Source organism: Cellulomonas sp. GbtcB1, assembly GCF_019091725.1.
In the GTDB taxonomy this organism is placed as follows: domain Bacteria; phylum Actinomycetota; class Actinomycetes; order Actinomycetales; family Cellulomonadaceae; genus Cellulomonas.
On record NZ_JAGXJG010000042.1, the window covers coordinates 1 to 21,763 of the forward strand.

The following is a 21,763-nucleotide window of genomic DNA, read 5'->3' on the forward strand; positions in this document are numbered from 1 at the left end:
CCGCTCCACGGGCCGGGGCCGACGGCTCCCCCACGCTGCGCGACCGCGCCTCCGGCGTCGCCGCGGCCACCGCGGCCGCGCGCGCCGACCGCCCCACGACGGGGACCCGCGGCGGCTCGCGCCCCGCCGCGGGAACAGCCGACCCCGCCGAGGCGTTGGGGCTGCTGCGCGAGGCGGCCGCCGGGCACACCGAGGTGTGGCTGGACGTGGTCGGCTCGCGCGGCGCCCTGGAGCGGCGGCGGGTGCTGCCGGTCCGGGTCGACGGCGGACGGGTGCGCGTGGTGGACACCGCCCGGGACGCCGAGATCGTGGTCGCGGCCCACCGCGTCGCCGCGGTCACCCCGGTCGACGCGGCGGATGCCGAGCCGGCCGCCGACGACGACGCAGCAGCCGACCCCCGGAGGACGGACACCGCATGACCGACGGACCCCTGATCGTCCAGAGCGACAAGACCCTCCTGCTCGAGGTCGACCACGACCAGGCGGAGGCCTGCCGCCGCGCGATCGCCCCGTTCGCGGAGCTCGAGCGCGCGCCCGAGCACGTGCACACCTACCGGCTGACCCCGCTGGGCCTGTGGAACGCCCGGGCCGCCGGGCACGACGCCGAGCAGGTCGTCGACACGCTGCTGGAGTACTCGCGGTACCCGGTGCCGCACGCGCTGCTGGTCGACGTCGCCGAGACCATGTCCCGGTACGGGCGGCTCCAGCTCGTCGCGCACCCCGTGCACGGCCTGGTGCTGCACGCGCTCGACGCCGCGGTGCTGGCCGAGGTGCTGCGGTCCAAGCGCACCGCCGGCCTGGTCGGCGAGCGGATCGACGACACCGACGTCGTCGTGCACGCCTCGGAGCGCGGCACGCTCAAGCAGGCGCTGCTCAAGCTCGGCTGGCCCGCCGAGGACCTCGCGGGCTACGTCGACGGCGAGGCGCACCCGATCGACCTCGACACGTCCGGCGAGTCGAACGTGGGCACCGACGGCGCCCCGCGCCCGTGGCAGCTGCGGCCGTACCAGGCGGAGGCTGCGGACGGGTTCTGGCACGGCGGCTCCGGCGTCGTCGTCCTGCCCTGCGGTGCCGGCAAGACGCTGGTCGGCGCGGCCGCGATGGCCCGGTCCAAGACCACCACGCTGATCCTCGTCACCAACACCGTGTCCGCGCGGCAGTGGCGGGACGAGCTGATCCGGCGCACCTCGCTGACCCCCGACGAGATCGGCGAGTACTCGGGCTCCCGCAAGGAGATCCGGCCGGTCACGATCGCGACCTACCAGGTCCTCACGCTCAAGCGGAAGGGGATCTACCCGCACCTCGAGCTGCTCGACGCCCGCGACTGGGGCCTCATCGTCTACGACGAGGTGCACCTGCTGCCGGCGCCGATCTTCCGGATGACCGCCGACCTCCAGGCGCGCCGCCGCCTCGGCCTCACCGCCACCCTGGTGCGCGAGGACGGCCGCGAGGACGAGGTGTTCAGCCTGATCGGCCCCAAGCGGTACGACGCCCCGTGGAAGGACATCGAGGCGCAGGGCTACATCGCGCCCGCCGACTGCGTCGAGGTGCGCCTGACCCTGCCCGAGCGCGACCGGATGCTCTACGCGACCGCCGAGCCGGAGGACAAGTACCGCCTCGCGGCCAGCGCCCCGGGCAAGACCGAGGTGGTCAAGCGGCTGGTGGCGAAGCACCGCGGCGAGCCGCTGCTGGTCATCGGCCAGTACATCGACCAGCTCGAGGAGCTCGCCGCGGACATCGACGCCCCGGTCATCACCGGCGGGACGTCCGTGACCGAGCGGCAGCGGCTGTTCGACGCGTTCCGCGCCGGGGAGATCTCGACGCTCGTGGTGTCCAAGGTCGCGAACTTCTCGATCGACCTGCCCGAGGCGTCGGTCGCCATCCAGGTGTCCGGGTCGTTCGGCTCCCGCCAGGAGGAGGCCCAGCGCCTCGGCCGGCTGCTGCGCCCCAAGGGCGACGGCCGCACCGCGCACTTCTACGCCGTGGTCGCGCGGGACACCGTCGACCAGGACTTCGCGGCGCACCGGCAGCGGTTCCTCGCCGAGCAGGGGTACGCGTACCGGATCGTCGACGCGGAGGACCTGGAGCAGGCGACGGAGGAGCCGGCCTGACGCGCTGACGGGAACCCGGCGCGTGCGCCCCTCGTTGCGAGGGGTGCACGCCCTGAGAAAGGATCGTCGGGTGCCGTCGTCGTCCCGTGGCTGGTCAGCCGCCGTCCCGCTCCTCTCCGCGCTGCTCGCCGCCCCGCTGCTCGCCGGGGCCGCCCCGGCGGTGGCCGCGGTGCCCGCCGCGCCGCCGCTCGCCGCGGCCGACCCGCAGGCCCTGACCGGCGAGATCACCGACCAGGTCGGCGCGCTGTCGGGCGGCGACGAGGCGACCGTGCAGGCGGCGCTGGACCAGCTGTCGGACGAGACGCAGTACCAGCTGTACGTCGTGTACGTGGACGAGTTCAGCACCGAGCGCATCTCCTGGGTGGACCAGACCGCCGAGCTGACCGGCCTGGGCTCGAACGACCTCGTGCTCGCCGTCGCCACGGACCAGCGGTCCTACGTGCTCGCCCCGCAGGAGGTCCCCGGCCTGTCCGGCGGCGACCTGGACCGGATCGCCGCGGACGTCGAGGACCACCTGAGCGAGGACGACTGGGCCGGCGCCGCGGTGACCGCCGCCGACGGGGTGCGCGAGGCCGCGACCGGCGGGGGCGGCGGCTCCGCGCTGGGCTGGCTGTTCGTCGGCGGGCTGGTCGTGATCGCCGCGATCACCGCGGTGGCCTGGGCGTCGTCGCGCCGCCGCGCGTCCCGGCAGAAGATCGCCGCCGGCACCCCCGGGCGGTTCCCGGGCGGCCCGCAGGTCCCCGGCGGCCCGGCCGGCGAGCTCGCCGCGCTGCCGACCGCCGAGCTCGACCGCCGGTCGGCCTCCGCGCTGGTCGGCATCGACGACGCGCTGCGCGCCTCGGAGCAGGAGCTCGGCTTCGCACAGGCGCAGTTCGGGCCGGACGCCACCCGCGAGTTCGAGCAGGTGCTCACCCGCGCCAAGGCGGACGTGACCGAGGCGTTCCGCCTGCGGCAGACCCTCGACGACGACGTCCCGGACACCGAGCCGCAGGTCCGCGAGACCGCGACCCGCATCCTGCACATGGTCGGCTCCGCGTCGGCGGCGCTCGACGCCCAGAAGGACGCGTTCGACCGGCTCCGCGACGTCGAGTCCCGCGCCGGCGAGGCCCTGGACGCCCACGAGCGGACCGCGACCGAGCTGCGCGCCCGGGTCGAGGCGGCCCGCGCCACCCTGGGCACGCTCGCCGCCCAGTACCCCGCGGACGCGCTCACCTCGGTGCAGGGCAACCCGGACCAGGCGCTCGCGCTGCTGGCCGAGGTCGGCACCGCGATCGAGCAGGGCCGCGCGGCCATCGCGGGCGGGGACCGCGGGGTCGCCGTCCGGTACGCCCGCGCCGCGGAGGAGGCACTGGGCCAGGTCACGAAGCTCCTCGACGCCGTCGACCGCGCCGGCACCGAGCTCGCCACCATCGGCTCGCGCCTGGACGCGGCGATCGCGTCCATCTCGTCCGACGTCGACGACGCCCAGCGGCTCGCCCCGCGGCACCCCGAGGTGTCCGCCCGCGCCCAGGCCGCGCGCGCCGCGATCGCCACCGGCCGGGCCGCGCGCTCGGGCGACGGCGACCCGCTGGCCGCGCTGGCCGCGCTCACCGACGCCGAGGCCGCGATCGACCGCGCGCTCGCCCCGATGCGCGAGGCGCAGGACCGCGCGGGCCGCGCCCGCCAGCTGCTCGACCAGACGCTCGGCCGGGTCGACTCCGCGCTGCGCGGCACCACCGACTACATCGAGACCCGGCGCGGCGCCGTCGGCCCCGAGGCGCGCACCCGGCTGGCCGAGGCGGGCCGGATGTTCCGCGCCGCCGTCGACCAGCGGGACACCGACCCCGAGGCCGCGCTCGGCCAGGCGCAGCAGGCCGACCGGCTCGTGCGGGAGGCGCAGCAGCTCGCGCAGCGCGACGTCGACTGGTACGACCAGCAGCGGCGCGGTGGCCCGGGCAACCGCGGCGGCGGTGGCGGGCTGGGCGACATCGGGGGCATGGTGCTCGGCGGCATCCTCATCGACTCGATCCTGCGCGGCGGTGGCGGCGGCTGGGGCGGCGGCGGCGCGCACGGCGGTGGCTGGGGCGGCGGTGGCGGCGGCTTCGGCGGCGGCGGTCGCGGCGGCGGCTTCGGTGGCGGTGGCGGCTTCGGCGGCGGTGGCCGCGGGGGCGGTTTCTAGGACATGTTCGGCAGACGCAAGACACGAGAGAGGCACCAGGCGATGACCGAGAAGCAGAGCATCTTCGGCCGGATCACCCAGCTCGCGCGGGCGAACATCAACGCCCTGCTGGACCAGGCCGAGGACCCGCAGAAGATGCTGGACCAGCTCGTCCGGGACTACACGAACTCGATCGCCGAGGCCGAGAAGGCCATCGCGCAGACGATCGGCAACCTGCGCCTCGCCGAGCAGGACTACAACGAGGACGTCGCCGCGGCCCGCGAGTGGGGCAGCAAGGCCCTCGCCGCCTCCGCGCGCGCCGACCAGTACCGCCAGGCCGGCGACGCCACCAACGCCGACAAGTTCGACAACCTGGCCAAGGTCGCGCTCGGCAAGCAGATCGCCGCCGAGGGCGAGGTCCGCGACGCCGAGCCGCTGATCGCCTCGCAGCGCGAGACGGTCGACAAGCTCAAGTCCGGCCTGGCGCAGATGAAGGACAAGCTCGGCCAGCTCAAGCAGCGCCGCGACACCCTGGTGGCCCGTCAGAAGTCGGCCCAGGCGCAGCAGACGGTGCAGACCGCGATCTCGTCGATCAACGTGCTCGACCCGACCAGCGAGCTCGCCCGGTTCGAGGAGAAGGTGCGCCGCGAGGAGGCGCTCGCGATGGGCCAGGCGGAGATCGCCGCGTCCTCGCTCGACTCGCAGTTCGCCGAGCTCGAGGCCGACGGCGCGCAGATCGAGATCGAGGCCCGGCTCGCCGCGCTCAAGGGCGGCGGCCAGCCGCAGCAGCTCGGCAGCACCCCGGTGACGCCGCAGATCGAGGCCTGAGCCGCCCGCGCCCCGCACGCACGACGGCCCGGCACCCTCCTCGCAGGGGGTGCCGGGCCGTCGCGTCGTCCGGGGTCAGGCGGCGGTGCGCTCCACGGATCGCACCGCCACCAGGCCGGCGAACGCCCGCGCGATCCGCGCGCCCTCGGCGCGCACCACGTCGTCGGCCGCCGCGACGGCCTCGGCGATCGCGGCCCGCTCCTCCGGCGCGTCGCCCGCGTCCGCGGACCAGGCGTCCATCAGCTCGGGCGAGGCCTCCGGGTGGAACTGCACGCCCCAGGCGGAGTCGCCGATCCGGAACGCCTGGTACGGGTAGACGCGCGAGGCGGCCAGCCAGGTGGCGTCCCGCGGCAGGTCGACGACCGCGTCCGCGTGCATGGTCGGCATCGGGGTGCTGCGGGTCCCGGCGCGCTCGGCGTCGGCCGCCAGCGGGCCGAGCAGCGGGTCGGCCGCGGCCTCGGGGCGCCAGCGCACGTCGACGACCCCGGCCTCGCGCCCGGGAGGGGCGGCGACGTCCACCCGGCCGCCGGTGGCGACCGCGAGCAGCTGCGCGCCCAGGCAGATGCCGAGCGTCGGCACGCCGGTGCGCGCGGCGTCGGCGAGCAGGGCGCGGGTCGCGGGGATGCCGGGCTCGTGCTCGTCGTGGGCGGACATGTTCCCGCCGAGGACGATCAGGCCGTCGAGGCGGTCGGCGTCGCCGGGCTCCTCGCCCGCGTACGCGCGGACCAGGCGGACGTCCACCCCGTCGAGGTGGTCGGCGAACCGGTCGAGCGGCACCGCGGCGTCGAGCTGGACGACGGTCACGACGGGCGTCAGGGAACCGGTGGGAGAATCGGCTGCACTCACGGGGCGGTACCGTACCGCGAACCCGGCACGACCAGTTCGCTCCCAGGAATCCTCCAGGGTCCAGGGGCACACTGGGACCGTGACCGCAGCAGACCGCACCCCCGAGGCGACGCTCCTCGTCGTGGACGACGAGCCGAACATCCGCGAGCTCCTCGCCACCTCGCTGCGCTTCGCCGGCTTCGAGGTGCACGCGGCCGCCGACGGCGGCGCCGCGCTCCGCCTCGCCAAGCAGGTGCAGCCCGACCTGCTGGTGCTCGACGTCATGCTCCCCGACATGGACGGGTTCACCGTCACCCGGCGGCTGCGCGACAAGGGCCAGCACGTCCCGGTGCTGTTCCTCACCGCGCGCGACGACACCGCCGACAAGATCACCGGCCTGACCGTCGGCGGCGACGACTACGTCACCAAGCCGTTCAGCCTGGAGGAGGTCGTCGCGCGGATCCGGGCGATCCTGCGCCGCACCCAGGCCGAGGTCGCGTCCGCCAGCGTGCTGTCCTACGAGGACCTCGAGCTCGACGAGGACAGCCACGAGGTGCGCCGGGCCGGGCAGGTCGTCGACCTGTCCCCCACCGAGTTCAAGCTGCTGCGCTACCTGCTGCTCAACCCCGGCCGCGTGCTGTCGAAGGCGCAGATCCTCGACCACGTGTGGCAGTACGACTGGGGCGGCGACGCGAACATCGTCGAGTCGTACATCTCGTACCTGCGGCGCAAGGTCGACCAGGTCGAGCGGCCCGACGGCTCCAAGGTGGACGCCCTCATCCAGACGAAGCGCGGCGTGGGGTACATGCTGCGCCGCCCGAGCGGGTCGTGACGACGACGTCGGAGGAGCACGCGACGTCCGAGCGCCCCGCGGGCGACGCCCCGACCGAGACCGGGCCCGCGCGCGAGGGGCTCGCCGACGGCGTGGTGCGCCGGGTTCGCGACGTCTGGACGCGGACGCCCCTGCTCGCGCGGCTCGTCGGAATCACGACGGCGCTGCTCGCGCTGGGGCTGTCGTTCGCGGGCGCGATCACCACGACGTCCCTGTCCGGGTTCCTCGTCGAGCAGGTGGACGACCGCCTGCGGGTGCAGGCCGAGACGTCCCGCGAGGGCCTGTACAAGGCCTACCAGGACGCCGGCAACAGCCTCGACGGCGTCACCCTGCAGTCCTGGGGCGACCGCGACTTCGCCCTCGCCGTCCGGATCCTCGGGTCGTCGACCACGTTCACCCCGCAGGGCACGACGCTCGAGACGGAGGGCTCGCCGCGGCTCCCCGTGGTCGACCTCGACGCGCTCGACCACACCACGACGACCACCGTCGGCAGCTCGGAGCGGGGCGCGACCTGGCGGGTCGCCGTGGCGCCCATGCGCCTGCACGGCACGACGATCGGGTACGTGATGTACGCCGAGCCGCTGGCGGACGTCCAGAAGACCGTCCGGCAGGCCGCGTTCCTGCTCTGGACCAGCGCCGTCGCGATCCTCGTCATCGGGGCGGTCGTCGCCACCTGGGCCGTCCGCCGCTCGCTGCGCGGGCTGCGCGAGATCGAGGGCACCGCCGCCCAGATCGCCGCCGGCGACCTGTCGCAGCGCGTCCCGCCGGCCCCGGAGACCACCGAGGTCGGCCGGCTGGGCGCGGCGCTGAACTCGATGCTCGCCCAGATCGAGACCGCCTTCGACGCCCGCACCCGGTCCGAGGAGCGGATGCGCCGGTTCGTCGCCGACGCGTCGCACGAGCTCCGCACCCCGCTGGCCGCGATCCGCGGCTACGGCGAGCTCTACCGGATGGGCGCCCTGACCGAGAAGGACCAGGTCGACGACACCATGCGGCGCATCGAGCAGTCGGCGACCCGGATGGGCGGGCTGGTCGAGGATCTGCTGGCGCTCGCCCGGCTGGACTCCGACCGGCCCGGCCGCACGGAGCCGGTCGACCTGGCGGTGCTCGCGACCGACGCCGCGCACGACCTCCGGGCCATCGACCCGACGCGCGAGGTGCGGGTCGGGCCGCTGCCCGACGCGGCCGCCCCGGGCCCCGACGGCGCCCCGCCCACCACGGTCGTCCCCGGCGACGAGGCGCGGCTGCGGCAGGTCGTGGCGAACCTGGTCGGCAACGTCGCCCGGCACACCCCCGCCGGCACGCCCGCCGAGCTCGGCGTGGGCCGCGTCGGCGACCGCGTCGTCCTCGAGGTCCGCGACCACGGCCCCGGCATCGCCCCCGAGCACGCCGCGCGGGTGTTCGAGCGGTTCTACCGGGTGGACGCCAGCCGCACCCGCGAGGGCGACGGCACCGGCGGCGGCGCGGGCCTCGGGATGGCGATCGTCGCGGCGATCGTCGAGGCGCACCACGGCGACGTCGCGATCGCGCAGACCCCCGGCGGCGGGGCGACGATCCGGGTCTCGCTCCCCGCGACGAGCGGGCGACCGGGTGGGACGGCGCCCACCGACCAGCCCGAGGACCACCCGGTCGGCTGACGGCGCCGGCGTGGCGGAACCCCGTCCGGATGGGTCTACGATGGCGCGTCCGAGCAGGGTCGTCTGTCGCAGTGAGGCTGTTCCCATGGGCGTCTACGACGCGCCACAGTGGCTGTTGTCCGCGTTCGTCCGCAGCGCGAAGGGGGCGGGAGCGACCGCACCCGAGGACGCGATCCGGGCGGTCGGCTCGGACCTCGTGGAGCGGTGGACCGGCCCGGGCCGGACGTACCACAACCTCCGGCACCTGACCGACGTGCTGGCCCGGGTCGACGAGCTCGCCGAGGAGACGCACGAGCCGGACCTGGTCCGGCTGGCCGCCTGGTACCACGGCGCCGTGTTCGACGGCCGGCAGGTCGCGGCGTACGCGAACCGCGGCGGCGAGGACGAGGTCGCCTCGGCCCGGCTGGCGCGCGAGCAGCTCACCGACCTCGGCGTGCCCGCCGAGCGCGTCGAGCGCGTGCACCAGATGGTGATCGCCCTGGTGCGGCACCTCGCCGACCCGACCGACTTCGACTGCGCGGTGCTGTGCGACGCCGACCTGGCGATGCTGGCCGCCGAGCCGCAGCGCTACAAGGCGTACCTGCACGACGTGCGCGAGGAGTACGCCGACATCCCGGTGCAGGACTACCTGCGCGCCCGGGAGCGGATCGTGCGCAAGCTGCTCAAGCGGCCCAGCCTGTTCGTCAGCCCGCTGGGCGCGGCGTGGGAGGAGCCCGCGCGGCAGAACCTCGGCGCCGAGCTGCACAAGCTGGAGAAGGTGCTGGCGGAGCTCGACGCCGCGGGCGACGCCGCGGGCGAGGGCTCCGCGCCCGCGCCGACGGAGCCGCCCGGCCCGTCCGACGCGCCCGGAACGGTGCGGCCCGGCCGCCCGGCCGACGAGCGGCACCCCGTCCGGCCCGGGGCGTGACGGTCCTCGTCGACCCGCCGCTCTGGCCCCGGCACGGCCGGTCCTGGTCGCACCTCGTGAGCGACTCCTCGCTGGCCGAGCTGCACGCGTTCGCCGAGCGCGCCGGCCTCCCCCGCCGCGCGTTCGACCTGGACCACTACGACGTCCCGGACGAGTTGCACGCGGAGCTCGTGGCGCTGGGCGCCGTCCCGGTGTCGGCGGGCGAGCTCATCCGCCGCCTGCGCGCGAGCGGCCTGCGCATCCCGGCCCACGCCCGCCCGCCCCACACCCACTGACCCCGCCCGCCCGCCAGCCCTCTTCGCCGACTCTCCACCGTGCGCCTGCGCGCGACCCGTCGCACACAGTCCGACTCTGCAGGTTCGCCGAGATGGCAACGCGCGGCGCCCGGCGCGGGGGTGCGGACGCAGAACGGGCCGGTCACCCCGGAGGGTGACCGGCCCGTTCAGGCGCGGTGCGGAGCGCTCACGCGCCCCGCTGCGGCGGGACTCAGAAGTCCATGCCGCCCATGCCGCCGGCGTCCGGGGCGGCCGGGGCGGCCTTCTCCGGCTTGTCGGCGACGACCGCCTCGGTGGTGAGGAACAGCGCCGCGATGGACGACGCGTTCTGCAGCGCGGAGCGCGTGACCTTGACCGGGTCGTTGACGCCCGCGGCCAGCAGGTCCTCGTAGACGCCGGTCGCGGCGTTCAGGCCCTGGCCGGCGGGGAGGTTGCGCACCTTCTCCGCCACGACGCCGCCCTCGAGGCCCGCGTTCACGGCGATCTGCTTGAGCGGGGCGTCGATCGCGACCTTCACGATGTTCGCGCCGGTCGCCTCGTCACCGACGAGCTCGAGCTTCTCGAACGCCACGGCACCGGCCTGGATGAGCGCCACGCCACCACCGGCGACGATGCCCTCCTCGACGGCCGCCTTCGCGTTGCGCACGGCGTCCTCGATGCGGTGCTTGCGCTCCTTGAGCTCGACCTCGGTCGCCGCGCCGGCCTTGATGACGGCCACGCCGCCGGCCAGCTTGGCGAGGCGCTCCTGGAGCTTCTCGCGGTCGTAGTCCGAGTCCGAGTTCTCGATCTCGGCGCGGATCTGGTTCACGCGGCCCTGGATCTGGGCGGCGTCGCCGGAGCCCTCGACGATGGTGGTCTCGTCCTTGGTGACGACGATCTTGCGCGCCTGGCCGAGGACCTCGAGGCCCACGGTGTCGAGCTTGAGGCCGACGGTCTCGGAGACGACCTGGCCACCCGTGAGGATCGCCATGTCCTGCAGCATCGCCTTGCGGCGGTCGCCGAAGCCCGGGGCCTTGACGGAGACCGACTTGAAGGTGCCGCGGATCTTGTTGACGACGAGCGTGGCCAGGGCCTCGCCCTCGACGTCCTCGGCGACGATGAACAGCGGCTTGCCCGACTGGATGACCTTCTCCAGCAGCGGCAGCAGGTCCTTGACGTTCGAGATCTTCGACTCGACGAGCAGCACGTAGGCGTCCTCGAGGACGGCCTCCTGGCGCTCCGGGTCGGTCACGAAGTACGCCGACAGGAAGCCCTTGTCGAAGCGCATGCCCTCCGTGAGCTCGAGCTCCAGGCCGAGGGCGTTGGACTCCTCGACCGTGATGACGCCCTCCTTGCCCACCTTGTCGAGGGCCTCGGCGATGAGCTCGCCGATGGCGGTGTCGCCGGCGGAGATGGACGCGGTGGCGGCGATCTCCTCCTTGGTCTCGATCTCCTTCGCCTGCTCCAGCAGGGCGGCGGTGACGGCCTCGACGGCCTGCTCGATGCCGCGCTTGAGGGCGATCGGGTTGGCGCCGGCCGCGACGTTGCGCAGGCCCTCGCGCACGAGCGCCTGGGCGAGCACGGTGGCGGTGGTGGTGCCGTCGCCCGCGACGTCGTCCGTCTTCTTGGCGACCTCCTTGACGAGCTCCGCACCGATCTTCTCGTACGGGTCCTCGAGCTCGATCTCCTTGGCGATGGAGACACCGTCGTTGGTGATCGTGGGGGCGCCCCACTTCTTGTCCAGGACGACGTTGCGGCCCTTGGGGCCGAGGGTGACCTTGACGGTGTCGGCGAGGGTGTTGAGACCCCGCTCGATGCCGCGACGGGCCTCCTCGTTGAAGGCAATGATCTTGGCCATGGGGCTATCGATCCTTCACTCTGGCTCGTGGTTCGGCCGGTCGGTGCCCGCGACGGACGGCCGCGCCGGCCCGGCGGTCATGTCCCGTCGGGCGGCGGACCTCACCGGGTCGGCCTGGGTTGTCATTCTGTCACTCTCGACCCGAGAGTGCTAAGCACATGGTTAGCACTCGACCCCATCGAGTGCAAGGCGCTCCGCCCTCGGCGGACAGCCGCCCGCCGGACCCGCGACCGCCCCCGGGGCCCGGCCGGATAGCCTGCCGGGCATGCACCGCCGCCCCCTCGTCGCCGCCGTCGTGCTGGCGGCCCTCGCGGCGGGGCTGGTCGCCTGGGGCGCGACCGGCCCGCGCACCCGCACGATCGACCTGTACAGCGAGGGCGTCGTCGCGACGCCGGCCGGCCCGGAGCTCGTCCCGGCCGGCGGGCAGCCGCTGCTGCACGAGGGCACCCGCGTCGAGGTCGACCCCGCGACGACCGCCGACGACGACCTCGCCGCCGAGCAGCGCGCGTGGCTCGCCGCGGGGACGGTCCCCGGCGCGGACGGGCCGTACGCCGGCATGGTCACCGACGCGCTGCTGGACCTGCGCACGCTCGTGCAGGACGGCGGCGCCGCCGTCGCGGCCTGGACGCCGTACTGGCGGTACGTGTGGCCGCGGGACGCGTCGTTCGTGGCCGTCGCCCTGGCCCGGACGGGGCACCTGGCCGACGCGCGCGAGGTCCTGGGCTTCCTGACCCGCGTGCAGGCCGCGGACGGGTCCTTCGAGGCCCGGTACCTGCCCGACGGCTCCGGGGCCGTGCCGGATGACCGGGCGCCGCAGACGGACGGCACCGGCTGGTCGCTGTGGGCGGCGGGCCAGGTGATGGCCGCCGCGCCCGAGGCGGAGCAGGCGGCGGTGGCGGCCGAGCTCGCGCCGCTGGTCCGCCGGGGCGCCGCCCACGCGGTCGCGCTGGTCGCGGGCGACGGGCTGCCGCCGGCGTCGCCGGACTACTGGGAGGTGGCCGAGGACGAGCTGACCCTCGGCACGGTGGCGCCCCTCCTGGCCGGACTGGAGGCCGCGGGGCCGGTGCTCGACCTGCTGGGCGACGTCGCCGCCGCGCAGGACGCGCGCGACGCCGCGGAGCGGACCCGGGCCGCGGTCGAGCGGGAGTTCGGCGACGACTCGGACTACGGCCGGTACGCGAGCGGCAGCGTGGCCGACGCGGCGAGCGCGTTCGTGCTGCCGCCGTTCCAGCCGACGGCGCTCGCCGGGGCGGTGGACGCCTGGCGGGCGTCGGCGGCCGCGATGGCGCGCCCCGCGGGCGGCCTGGCCCCGGGCGCCGGCTGGCGGCAGGACGGCATCTCGTGGACGCCGCAGACGTCGCTCTACGCGCTGACCGCGGCCGTCACCGGCGACGACGTCCAGGCGCACGAACGGCTCACCTGGCTGGACGCGCACCGCACCGCGATGGGTGCGCTGCCGGAGAAGGTGCTCGCGGACGGGTCGCCCGCGGCCGTCGCCCCGCTCGCCTGGACCGCGGCGTGCGTGGTCCTCGCGGTGGCGGCGCTCGACGGCTGACGCCACGCGCGCCGGGAGACGGGCGCGGGACCGGGGCGCCGTGCCCCGGTCCCGCGGCGGCGCCTCAGGGCGCGGACCGGCTCAGAGCGGGCGGACCTGCTCGGCCTGCGGGCCCTTGGTGCCCTGCCCGACCTCGAACTCCACCGACTGCCCCTCCTCGAGGCTGCGGTACCCGTTGGTCTGGATGGCGCTGAAGTGGACGAACAGGTCCTGGCCGCCGTCGGCCGGGGTGATGAACCCGTAGCCCTTCTCGGCGTTGAACCACTTGACGGTTCCCTGCGGCATGCGTGCTCCTGAAGAAGGCGTGATCGGTGCGACGCAGGGGCCGTGGCCTCCCCCGGTTCTGGAGAGCGGTCACCGCGACGCGGCCGAGACTAGCCCCGCCCCCCGACCTGCGGAAGGGGTCAGCGCCCGAAGTCCGCCAGCAGGAGGACGACGACGCCCTCGGGCGCGGTCCCCGCGTCCTCGACCACGTTCGCGATGCCGAGCGAGTCCGCGACCTGCTGCGCCGTCGGCGCGAGGTCGGCGCTGCCGTAGAACACCGTCGTCTGCTGCAGCCCGCCGGCGTTGCCGTTGCCGGTCGTGACGGCGGTGAACCCGGCGTCCTCGAGGTCGCCCGCGGCACCGGCCGCGAGGCCCGAGCGGTTCGACGCGTTGAGCACCCGCACGTCCGTGGTGAGGTCGGCCGTGGGGGCCGGCTCCTCCTCGACGGGCGGCTCCTCGGTCTCGACCGGGGCCTCGGCACCCGGGTCCTCGGTCTGAGGGGTCTCCTCGGCGGGGGCGGACGACTCCGGCTCGCTCGGCGCCGCGGCGGCGGGCTCCGTCGAGTCGCCGAACCCGGGCAGGCGCCCGTCCCAGGACGACGCCCACGCGACGAGGCCGACCGTGACGGCGGGCACCAGGACGACCACCGCGACGAACGGCCACCACCGGCTCCACCAGGTGCGGGGTGCGCGGTGCACGCCGATCGGCGCGTCGGGCGCCGGCTCGGCGTCGAACTCGTCCTCGGGGTACCGGTCGCTCGCCTTGGTCACGGCGGACAGGCTAACGGCTCGGCCTGTCCACCCCGGCACGCACGGCGCGCCGCGGTGCCGGTCAGCGGCCGGTCAGCCGTCCGCTCGGCACCCGGTCAGGCGTCGGTGCCGAGCCGGCGCGCGCTGCGGGCGCGCTGCCGGGTGGACCGCATCCGGCGCAGCCGCTTGACCAGCATCGGGTCGTGCGCGAGCGCGGCGGGCGCGTCGATCAGGGCGTTCAGCACCTGGTAGTACCGGGTCGCCGACATGTCGAACAGCTCGCGGATCGCCTGCTCCTTGGCGCCCGCGTACTTCCACCACTGCCGCTCGAACGCCAGCACCTCGCGGTCGCGCTCGGAGAGCCCGGTCGCCGCGTCGTCCGCGCCGCCCTCGACCGCCACCAGGGCGGGCCGGTCGGCCGTGCGCTCCGCCGTCGCGTCCATCGGTGCCCGTTCCTCCCGCTCGCCCGTCGTCCGTGCGGCGCCATCGTACGGCCGGAATCACAGGCGTGTCATTCCTCCTGGGCAGCCCCCGGGGCCCGCTGAGCGCCCGCCGGGGTCCGCTAGCCTCGGGCCCCGTGACGCCCGCACCCCTGTCCGAGCTGGTGGCCCCCGACTGGGCGGAGGCGCTCGCCCCGGTCGAGCCCCTGGTGCACGCCGCCGGGGAGTTCCTGCGGGCGGAGGTCGCCGCGGGTCGCGACTACCTGCCTGCCGGGCCGGACGTGCTGCGCGCCTTCACCCGGCCGCTGGCCGACGTGCGCGTGCTCGTCGTCGGGCAGGACCCCTACCCCACGCCCGGGCACCCCATGGGGCTGTCGTTCTCCGTCCAGCCCGACGTGCGCCCCGTGCCGCGGTCGCTCGCCAACATCTTCACCGAGCTGCGCGCCGACCTCGGCGTGCCGCAGCCGAGCACCGGCGACCTGTCGCCCTGGGCGGACCGCGGCGTCATGCTGCTCAACCGCGTGCTGACCGTCCGGCCCGGCGAGCCCGCCTCGCACCGCGGCCGCGGCTGGGAGGCCGTCACGGACCGGGCGATCGCGGCCCTGGTCGCCCGGGGCGGGCCGCTGGTGGCCGTGCTGTGGGGCCGGGACGCGCAGTCGCTGACCCCCGCGCTCGGGGACGTCCCGGTGGTCGCGAGCGCGCACCCCAGCCCGCTGTCGGCGAGCCGCGGGTTCTTCGGCTCCCGCCCGTTCTCGCGCGTGAACGCCCTGCTCGCCGAGCAGGGCGCGGACCCCGTCGACTGGTCGCTGCCCTGACGCCTCCCGGGGATCTCCCTGGAACCCCGGGCCGCGGCGGGGGCACACTGCGGGGGTGACGACGCACGAGGGGGCCGGGGCGACGGCCCCGACGCAGGACAGCACGCAGCACCGCAGCACGCCGGACGGCACGACGCCCGACCCGGCCGGCGCCCCGCCGTGGCGGCGGTACGTCGCGGTGGGCGACTCGTTCACCGAGGGCCTGTGGGACACCCCGCACGGCGAGGACGGGCCGGTGCGCGGCTGGGCCGACGTGCTCGCCGGGCTGCTGTCCGAACGCCGGCGGGCCGCCGGGGCCGAGCCGCTGCAGTACGCGAACCTGGCGATCCGCGGCCGGCTGCTGCGCCCGATCGTCGTCGACCAGGTGCCCGAGGCGCTGGCCATGGAGCCCGACCTGGTCAGCCTCGTGGGCGGCGGCAACGACATCCTGCGGCCGACCGCGGACCCAGACCGGCTCGCGCACGGCCTGGAGCAAGCGGTCGCCCGGATCCGCGCCACCGGCGCCGACGTGCTGCTCGCGACCGGCTTCGACGCGTCCGGCTCCCCGATCGTCTCCACCACCCGCCCGCGGGTCGGCGTCTACAACGCGCACATCTGGTCGATCGCGCGGCGGCACGGCGCGCACGTGCTCGACCTGTGGGGCATGCGGCACCTGCACGACATCCGGATGTGGGCGCCGGACCGGATCCACCTGACCTCGGAGGCGCACGCCCGCGTCGCGCAGGGGGCGCTCGTCGCGCTCGGGCTCGCGCCGGACGACCCGGGCTGGGACTCCCCGCTCACGCCGCTCCCCCGGCCGTCCCGCGCCGTGCAGGCGCGCCAGGACGCCCGGTGGCTGCGGCTGTACGCCTACCCGTGGGCGACCCGGCGGCTGCGCGGCACGTCGTCCGGCGACACCCGGCGGGCGAAGCTGCCGACGCTGACCGAGGTCTGAGGCCGGGCGACGGCGCGCGCACCGTCAGCCGGCGGGCAGCAGCCCCGTACCGGGTCCGGCGTCGCCGTCCGTGACCAGCGCGAGCGACACCCCGCCCAGCTGCTCGACCGGCACCGGCTCGCCCGGCACCCGCACGGTGGTCGTCGGCGCCGTCACCGGCGCGCGCGCCTCCGCGAGCGCGGCGTCGTCCGCCCCGTGCAGCGTGACGGCGACCTCCCGCCCGGCGCAGTCGTCCGGCACGTCCGAGAGCGACGTCGCGACGACGCCGTAGCCGCCGAGGCCCGGGACGTAGTCGACGTCGTAGTCCACCGAGATCCGGCTGACCACGCACGCGCCCGCGGGTGCGTCGTCGCCGCCCTCCCAGGTCATCGCGCGCGCCATCGAGACCGCGAGGCCGGCGCAGCCCAGCCACGCCAGCGTGACCCCCGCCGCGCGGCGGGCCCGGACGTGCTCGTGCGCCATCGGCGCCCCCTCCGTGGACGTGCCCCGGTCGATCCGTCGACCTGTGGCGCCCCCATCGTCGGGCGGGGCGCGCGGTTGAGCATCCGGAGCGGCGCTCCACCCGGACGGGCGAACGCCCCGCGCCCGGCTCACCCGCCCGCCGCGCACCCCCGACGCGCGCACCCCCTCGCGCCGAGTGAGTACCCGACACGTCGAGCGCCTATCCCCTGGATGCCCTCTCGACGTGTCGGGTACCCCCTCGCGGTGGCGGCGTCAGGTGCAGGCGGCGTCAGGTGCGGGCGCAGAGCTGGAACGTGCGCGGGGTGTCGTCGCGGACGCCCCAGGTGTCCCAGGCGGTCGGGGTGACGCGGTACGTCGTGCCGCCCCGGGCGGCGAGGGTGTAGTTGCCCTGCGGGGTCAGCGTCGTGAGGTCGGCGCGCATCCCGCGGGCGGTGAACCAGGCGACCAGCGGCGCGACGTCCACGTCCGCGCGCCAGCCCGCGTAGAACTGCGGGGTCCCGGCGACCTGCACGGTGGTGCTCTGGCACGCCCAGGCGCCGGTGCCGGTGACCGCGCCGGCGGTCTGGGTGTACGTGAGGGCCGGGTCGTACGCGGGCGCAGGCAGGCCGTAGTGGCAGATGGTCACGGTCGCGGACGCCGTCGCGAAGGCCGCCTGCGCCGGCCGGGCGCCGACGGAGACCACGCCGTCGACGGGCGTCGGGTCGAGCACCCCGGCCCACCACGGGCTGACCGAGAACCCGGACCCCGAGGCGACCCCGTTGAACGGCCGCTGCTGGAGGTGCAGGTCGATCCGCCAGGAGGTGCCCGAGGCCCCGGAGACGTCGACCGTGACGCAGGCCTGGGTCCCGGACGACGCCAGCTGCGACCAGGTGAGCGTGCCCAACGTCGTGCCCGAGCCGGGTGTCACCGGGCCGCTCGCCGTGCCGGCGGGCGCGGTCCAGGTCACCGGCAGCGACCAGGTGCCCACGGTGACGGCGACCCCCGCCACGCGGGTGGCGGCGTAGGACGGGACGGCCACGGCGGTGGTCGAGGACGCGGCGAGCGTCGCGGAGGCGTCGGCGGTGGCCAGCGCCGTGCCGTCGGCGGCGTAGAGCCGCAGCGTGGCGACCTGGCCGCGGCACGCCGCCGGGACGCCGGACAGCACCACCTGGGTGGCGGTGCCGGACGCGGTCGCGGTGCCGGCGGCGGCACCGAGCGCCGTGGCCGCGCACGGGGCGGCGCTGCCGGTCGTGACGGAGGGGCCGCGCACGGCGAGGCCGGCGGCGCTCGCCGGGGCGAGCGCGAGGGCGGCCAGCACGGCGACGACCGCCAGGACCAGGGCGGCGGGGGCCGCGGCACGCCGGGCGGCGGGGCTCACGGGGTCGCCCCCGCGGGCGTGCGTGCGTCCTCGGCGGTCGGCACGTCGTCGACGGCGGCTCCCGCGTCCGCGCCCGCGGCGTCGGCCGGCTCCGGGCGCGACGGCCACAGCAGCACCCCCGCGGCGACGACGAGCAGCGACGCCCACGCCAGCGGGTCAAGCAGGATCGACGCCACCCGGCCGAGCCCCGGGACGTGCAGCCGGGCGATGCCGAGCACGTCCGCGGCGTGCGGCCGCCACGGGTCGAGGAAGTCGTTGTTGTCGCCCTGGATCACCCAGCCGCCGTCGGCGTCGCCGCCGACCACCCGGTGGATGATCCGGCCGCGCTCGAGCCCGGGCGGGGTGTAGACCACGACGTCGCCGGCGGCGGGCGTGCCGCAGCGGGAGACCACGAGGTCGCCCGTGTAGTAGGTGGGCTCCATCGAGTGGCCGGAGACGATGGTCAGCGTCGTGCAGCCACCCAGGGTGCTGGGCCAGCCGAACCAGACCAGGACCCCGACGAGCACCGCCGTGCCGGCCCAGCCGAGCACGCTCCGGGCGCGCTCGCGCCGGCTCCGCGGGGCCCGCACCCAGGGCGCGGACCGGCGCAGCCGGACGACGCCCCCGGGCACGCCGAGGCGCCGGCGCGGGGCAGGCGTGCTGCCCGCGCCGGCCGCCTCGGCGGGCCGGTCGTGGATGGTGCGCTCGCGTCAGCCCGCGATGACGACGGCGACGCCCTTGACGTCGGCCGCCTTCACCGAGCCGGTGACGGAGAGGGTGACGCTGCCGCCGCCTTGGGGGACGGTGCCCGTGAGGTGGCTGACCGAGGCGCCGGTGGAGCCGTCGGTCGGGTCCGTGTTGAGCAGGTCGATCCCGATGGTCTGGCCCTGGCAGCCCGCCGCGACGTCGTTCAGCGTGACCTGGCTGACCGTGTAGCCCTTGACCGACGTGGTGAACGCGTTGGTGAACGCGACGGCCACACCGTTGGAGTCGCAGGAGGCCACGACGGTGGTGCCCGCGCCGAGCGCGCCGGCGGTCAGGTTGAGCTGCGCGGCGGACGCGAGGCCCAGGCCGGCGATGCCGAGGCCGGCGACGGTCAGGGCGACGACCTTGCGGCGCACGGAGCGGCGCGGGGCGGCGGGGGCGGCCGGGGCGGGGGCGGTGGCGACGGACATGGCACTCCTGGACGGGCGCGGCTCGGCGGGTCCGGCGCGGCCCGCGGAGCCGGGGGGCGGGGGCGCTGGTCCGCGTCGTCGGAGCAGGGGGTCCCGGCGGTCGCGGCTCGCGCACACTAGGGCCGCCGCGCCACCCCCCGGAACGCGCTTCCTGGGTGGCAGCACCCCCGTGACTGCACGTCAACACCGACCTTGCAACATTTAGCAGGACGAATCGGACAAACCGGGTGGGTGAAAAACAGAACCCCCCAGGTCAGAGCGCCGCGCCCCGGATCGATTCCACCGGAAGGAGAGCGACCACCTGGGTGCCGTCGCCGGGCACGGAGGTGACGCGGAGGTCGCCGCCCACCAGCCGCAGGCGGTCGGCCAGCCGGGCGGTCCCCGAGGGCGCCCCCGCGTCGTCGCCGAAGCCGTGGCCGTCGTCGGAGACCCGCACCTCGAGCGCGTCGCCGACCAGGGAGACGCGCACGTCGACGACCTCCGCCTGGCCGTGCCGCAGCGCGTTGCTGATGGCCTCCTCGACGACGCGGACGGCCAGCAGCCGCTCGCTGCGGGTCAGCCGCGGGTCCGCGGGGTCGTCGACGACCCGCACCTCGTCCGAGACGCCCAGCCGGGTGTTGACGCTCCGCGGGATGCGCCCGAGCAGCGCGCGGATCGCGGGGACCATGCCGACCTCGAGCTGCTCGGGGTAGAGCATCCGGCTGGTGGTCCGGACGTCGGCCTCGCGCACGGTCTCGATCTGCTCGCGCACCTCGCGCAGGAGGGCGACGTCCTCGGCGGTCACCGCGCGCCGGTCGCCCGCCTCCCCGAGCTCCGCGACCAGCGCGTCGAGCCGGGCGACGACCAGGACCAGCCGCTGCTGCATGCTGCCGTGCAGGCCCTCGGCGACCTCGCGCCGGACCCGCACCTCCTCGTGCTGCAGCGCCGCGAGCGCCAGCTCGATCTGCAGCCGCGCCTGGGCGCGCTCGGCGACCTCGGTGCGCAGCCGGCGCTGGGACAGCATGGCGGCCAGCCCCATGGTGGCGGCGATCCACGCCACGACCGCCCCGCTGGCCAGCTCCGCGCTGATGACCTGCTGGGACGGGTCCACGTAGACGTCGAGCAGCAGCTGGAAGGCGAACCGCACGCCGGAGGCCGTCACGCCCGCGCTGAGCACGCCCACGACGACGGCGAGCGGCCCGCGCTGGGGCAGGGACACCCCGGTCACCGCCAGGATCACGAGCATCGACGCGACGGCCGTCAGGTTGGCGAGGATCCGGGTGCCGACCGGCACCATCCCGCCCTGGTTGCCGTACACCCACGCGGTCTGCGCGGCCGCCCCGATCGCGAAGACCGTCATGATCGTGCCCGCCGCCAGCAGCAGCGTGCGGCGGTCGGCGCGGACCGCGGCGGCGTCCCGCGTCAGGGCCGTGGGCATCGCGTGCGGTCCTCCCGCGGTCGTCCGGGCGCGGGTCGTCCGCGTGCCGTCGCCCGCTCCGCGGGCCGGGCCACCATACTGTCCGCGATGTCCGATTCCCCAGCCCGAACGACCCGTGTGGTGGTCGTCGAGGACCAGCCCCTGTTCCGGTCGATGCTCGAGCTCACCCTCGGGGCGGCCGACGACGTGCGCGTCGTCGCCTCCGTGGGCACCGTCAAGGAGGGCGCCGCCGCGCTGCGGCCCGGCGCCGCCGACGTCGCCGTGCTCGACATCGACCTCCCCGACGGCAACGGCATCGCGCTGGGCGTGACGCTGCGCCGGAACCAGCCCGACCTCGGCATCCTGCTGCTGTCCGCGCACGACGCGATGGACCTGCTCCTCGACCTGCCCCCGGACGTCGCGGCCGGCTGGTCGTACCTGTCGAAGACCTCGTCGACCGACGCGGCCACGCTGGTCGCCGCCGTCCGTGCCGCGGCCGAGGGGCGCACGACGCTCGACCCCGCGCTGCTCGATCGGGTGGCACCGCGCGCCGGCTCGGCGGTCTCGCGGCTCACCGACCGGCAGTACGCCGTGCTGCGCCTGCTGGCCCAGGGCCTGTCCAACGCCGGCATCGGCGAGGCGCTGCGGATCACCGAGAAGTCGGTGCAGAACCACATCAACGGCATCTACGCGACGCTGGGCATCGACGCCGACCCGTCGCGCAACCCGCGGGTCACGGCCGCGCTGCGGCTGCTGGAGGAGACCGGCCCCGTCTCCTGAGGTCGGCGGGCACCCCGGACCGCGCACCCCCTCGACGCCGCCCCGCACCGCGGCGCACGATGGTCCGGCCGCACCGACCACGAGGGGGACGCATGGAGCGCGCGGACGTCATGGGCTGGGTCGCCGCCTACGAGCGGGCGTGGCGGGAGGACGACGCCGGGTCGCTCGGCACGCTGTTCACCGACGGCGTGCGGTACCTGCGCTCGCCCTACGAGCCGGCGCTCGAGGGGCTGGCGGCGGTGCAGGAGTTCTGGCCGGACCCGACGCCGTTCACGCTGGACGCGCAGGTGGTCGCCGTCGAGGGCGCGGACGCCGTCGTGCGCGCGGAGGTGCGGTACGGCGGCGACGAGCCGCAGGAGTACCGGGACCTGTGGGTGCTGCGGTTCGCCGCGGACGGACGGGTCGAGCACTTCGAGGAGTGGGCGTACTGGCCGGGGAAGTCCTTCACCGCGAGCGACGGCTGACCCAC

At 76.0% G+C, this 21,763-nt stretch carries 22 protein-coding genes and 1 pseudogene; 13 read left to right on the forward strand and 10 right to left on the reverse strand.

From position 1 onward, the window contains the following. From KVT14_RS14365 to KVT14_RS14380, 4 genes and pseudogenes are all read left to right on the forward strand, one after another. Nucleotides 1-419, forward strand: a pseudogene (locus KVT14_RS14365) (hypothetical protein); the annotation flags it as partial. Next, on the forward strand, nucleotides 416-2,110 hold the full coding sequence (locus KVT14_RS14370; protein ID WP_217616293.1) for a DNA repair helicase XPB: 1,695 nt from the start codon (nucleotides 416-418) through the stop codon (nucleotides 2,108-2,110). The pseudogene KVT14_RS14365 and the gene KVT14_RS14370, both read left to right, overlap by 4 nt. A 70-nt stretch (nucleotides 2,111-2,180) precedes the next feature. After that, nucleotides 2,181-4,268, forward strand: coding sequence for a TPM domain-containing protein (locus tag KVT14_RS14375; protein ID WP_308161084.1), 2,088 nt, complete (start codon nucleotides 2,181-2,183; stop codon nucleotides 4,266-4,268). Between the two features lie 42 nt (nucleotides 4,269-4,310). Next, on the forward strand, nucleotides 4,311-5,075 hold the full coding sequence (locus KVT14_RS14380; protein WP_217616294.1) for a PspA/IM30 family protein: 765 nt from the start codon (nucleotides 4,311-4,313) through the stop codon (nucleotides 5,073-5,075). Nucleotides 5,076-5,150: 75 nt separating this feature from the next. Here the strand turns inward: KVT14_RS14380 and KVT14_RS14385 are convergent, their stop codons facing one another. Next, nucleotides 5,151-5,921 (reverse strand): type 1 glutamine amidotransferase, encoded by a 771-nt coding sequence (locus KVT14_RS14385; protein WP_308161085.1) that lies wholly within the window; start codon nucleotides 5,919-5,921, stop codon nucleotides 5,151-5,153. 79 nt (nucleotides 5,922-6,000) lie between these two features. On the opposite strand from KVT14_RS14385, the gene KVT14_RS14390 reads away from it, so the two are divergent. The 4 genes from KVT14_RS14390 to KVT14_RS14405 all read left to right on the forward strand — a co-directional run bounded on the left by KVT14_RS14390 (nucleotide 6,001) and on the right by KVT14_RS14405 (nucleotide 9,551). Continuing rightward, the gene (locus KVT14_RS14390) at nucleotides 6,001-6,732 is read left to right on the forward strand and encodes a response regulator transcription factor (RefSeq protein ID WP_147795510.1); all 732 of its coding nucleotides are present in this window, start codon (nucleotides 6,001-6,003) and stop codon (nucleotides 6,730-6,732) included. After that, complete coding sequence (locus tag KVT14_RS14395) at nucleotides 6,729-8,369, forward strand: HAMP domain-containing sensor histidine kinase (RefSeq protein WP_308161086.1); 1,641 nt, start codon at nucleotides 6,729-6,731, stop codon at nucleotides 8,367-8,369. The genes KVT14_RS14390 and KVT14_RS14395 overlap by 4 nt, the downstream gene beginning before the upstream one ends. A gap of 85 nt (nucleotides 8,370-8,454) precedes the next feature. Continuing rightward, nucleotides 8,455-9,276, forward strand: a complete 822-nt coding sequence (locus KVT14_RS14400; protein WP_254630968.1) for a hypothetical protein — start codon at nucleotides 8,455-8,457, stop codon at nucleotides 9,274-9,276. After that, nucleotides 9,273-9,551 (forward strand): DUF4031 domain-containing protein, encoded by a 279-nt coding sequence (locus tag KVT14_RS14405; protein ID WP_217616296.1) that lies wholly within the window; start codon nucleotides 9,273-9,275, stop codon nucleotides 9,549-9,551. The genes KVT14_RS14400 and KVT14_RS14405 overlap by 4 nt, the downstream gene beginning before the upstream one ends. 211 nt (nucleotides 9,552-9,762) lie before the next feature. Here the strand turns inward: KVT14_RS14405 and groL are convergent, their stop codons facing one another. Continuing rightward, nucleotides 9,763-11,388: a chaperonin GroEL gene (groL, locus tag KVT14_RS14410; protein ID WP_217616297.1), complete on the reverse strand. Its 1,626-nt coding sequence runs from the start codon at nucleotides 11,386-11,388 to the stop codon at nucleotides 9,763-9,765. Nucleotides 11,389-11,653: 265 nt separating this feature from the next. Here groL and KVT14_RS14415 point away from each other — a divergent pair, with 265 nt between their 5' ends. After that, complete coding sequence (locus KVT14_RS14415) at nucleotides 11,654-12,943, forward strand: glycoside hydrolase family 15 (protein ID WP_217616298.1); 1,290 nt, start codon at nucleotides 11,654-11,656, stop codon at nucleotides 12,941-12,943. Nucleotides 12,944-13,024: 81 nt separating this feature from the next. Here KVT14_RS14415 and KVT14_RS14420 read toward each other — a convergent pair whose 3' ends face one another. From KVT14_RS14420 to KVT14_RS14430, 3 genes are all read right to left on the reverse strand, one after another. Then, on the reverse strand, nucleotides 13,025-13,228 hold the full coding sequence (locus tag KVT14_RS14420; protein WP_217616299.1) for a cold-shock protein: 204 nt from the start codon (nucleotides 13,226-13,228) through the stop codon (nucleotides 13,025-13,027). A gap of 119 nt (nucleotides 13,229-13,347) precedes the next feature. Next, nucleotides 13,348-13,977, reverse strand: coding sequence for a LytR C-terminal domain-containing protein (locus tag KVT14_RS22990; RefSeq protein ID WP_217616300.1), 630 nt, complete (start codon nucleotides 13,975-13,977; stop codon nucleotides 13,348-13,350). Between the two features lie 95 nt (nucleotides 13,978-14,072). Further along, a complete protein-coding gene (locus tag KVT14_RS14430; protein ID WP_147795504.1) occupies nucleotides 14,073-14,399 on the reverse strand; it encodes a DUF3263 domain-containing protein in 327 nt (108 codons plus the stop codon). 134 nt (nucleotides 14,400-14,533) lie between these two features. On the opposite strand from KVT14_RS14430, the gene KVT14_RS14435 reads away from it, so the two are divergent. Next, nucleotides 14,534-15,211: a uracil-DNA glycosylase gene (locus KVT14_RS14435; protein ID WP_217616301.1), complete on the forward strand. Its 678-nt coding sequence runs from the start codon at nucleotides 14,534-14,536 to the stop codon at nucleotides 15,209-15,211. A gap of 178 nt (nucleotides 15,212-15,389) precedes the next feature. Next, complete coding sequence (locus KVT14_RS14440; RefSeq protein WP_217616325.1) at nucleotides 15,390-16,145, forward strand: SGNH/GDSL hydrolase family protein; 756 nt, start codon at nucleotides 15,390-15,392, stop codon at nucleotides 16,143-16,145. Nucleotides 16,146-16,169: 24 nt separating this feature from the next. Here the strand turns inward: KVT14_RS14440 and KVT14_RS14445 are convergent, their stop codons facing one another. The 5 genes from KVT14_RS14445 to KVT14_RS14465 all read right to left on the reverse strand — a co-directional run bounded on the left by KVT14_RS14445 (nucleotide 16,170) and on the right by KVT14_RS14465 (nucleotide 20,535). After that, nucleotides 16,170-16,607: a hypothetical protein gene (locus tag KVT14_RS14445; RefSeq protein ID WP_217616302.1), complete on the reverse strand. Its 438-nt coding sequence runs from the start codon at nucleotides 16,605-16,607 to the stop codon at nucleotides 16,170-16,172. Nucleotides 16,608-16,875: 268 nt separating this feature from the next. After that, nucleotides 16,876-17,964, reverse strand: a complete 1,089-nt coding sequence (locus KVT14_RS14450) for a hypothetical protein (RefSeq protein WP_217616303.1) — start codon at nucleotides 17,962-17,964, stop codon at nucleotides 16,876-16,878. After that, nucleotides 17,961-18,575: a S24/S26 family peptidase gene (locus KVT14_RS14455; protein ID WP_217616304.1), complete on the reverse strand. Its 615-nt coding sequence runs from the start codon at nucleotides 18,573-18,575 to the stop codon at nucleotides 17,961-17,963. Before KVT14_RS14455 ends, KVT14_RS14450 begins: the two co-directional genes overlap by 4 nt. 78 nt (nucleotides 18,576-18,653) lie before the next feature. Then, a complete protein-coding gene (locus tag KVT14_RS14460) occupies nucleotides 18,654-19,118 on the reverse strand; it encodes a hypothetical protein (protein WP_217616305.1) in 465 nt (154 codons plus the stop codon). A 253-nt stretch (nucleotides 19,119-19,371) separates the two neighbouring features. Beyond that, the gene (locus KVT14_RS14465) at nucleotides 19,372-20,535 is read right to left on the reverse strand and encodes a sensor histidine kinase (RefSeq protein ID WP_217616306.1); all 1,164 of its coding nucleotides are present in this window, start codon (nucleotides 20,533-20,535) and stop codon (nucleotides 19,372-19,374) included. Nucleotides 20,536-20,622: 87 nt separating this feature from the next. Here KVT14_RS14465 and KVT14_RS14470 point away from each other — a divergent pair, with 87 nt between their 5' ends. Together KVT14_RS14470 and KVT14_RS14475 are read left to right on the forward strand one after the other, a co-directional pair. Further along, the gene (locus KVT14_RS14470; RefSeq protein WP_217616307.1) at nucleotides 20,623-21,294 is read left to right on the forward strand and encodes a response regulator transcription factor; all 672 of its coding nucleotides are present in this window, start codon (nucleotides 20,623-20,625) and stop codon (nucleotides 21,292-21,294) included. Nucleotides 21,295-21,386: 92 nt separating this feature from the next. Further along, on the forward strand, nucleotides 21,387-21,758 hold the full coding sequence (locus KVT14_RS14475) for a nuclear transport factor 2 family protein (protein WP_217616308.1): 372 nt from the start codon (nucleotides 21,387-21,389) through the stop codon (nucleotides 21,756-21,758). The last annotated feature ends 5 nt before the right edge of the window (nucleotides 21,759-21,763 follow it).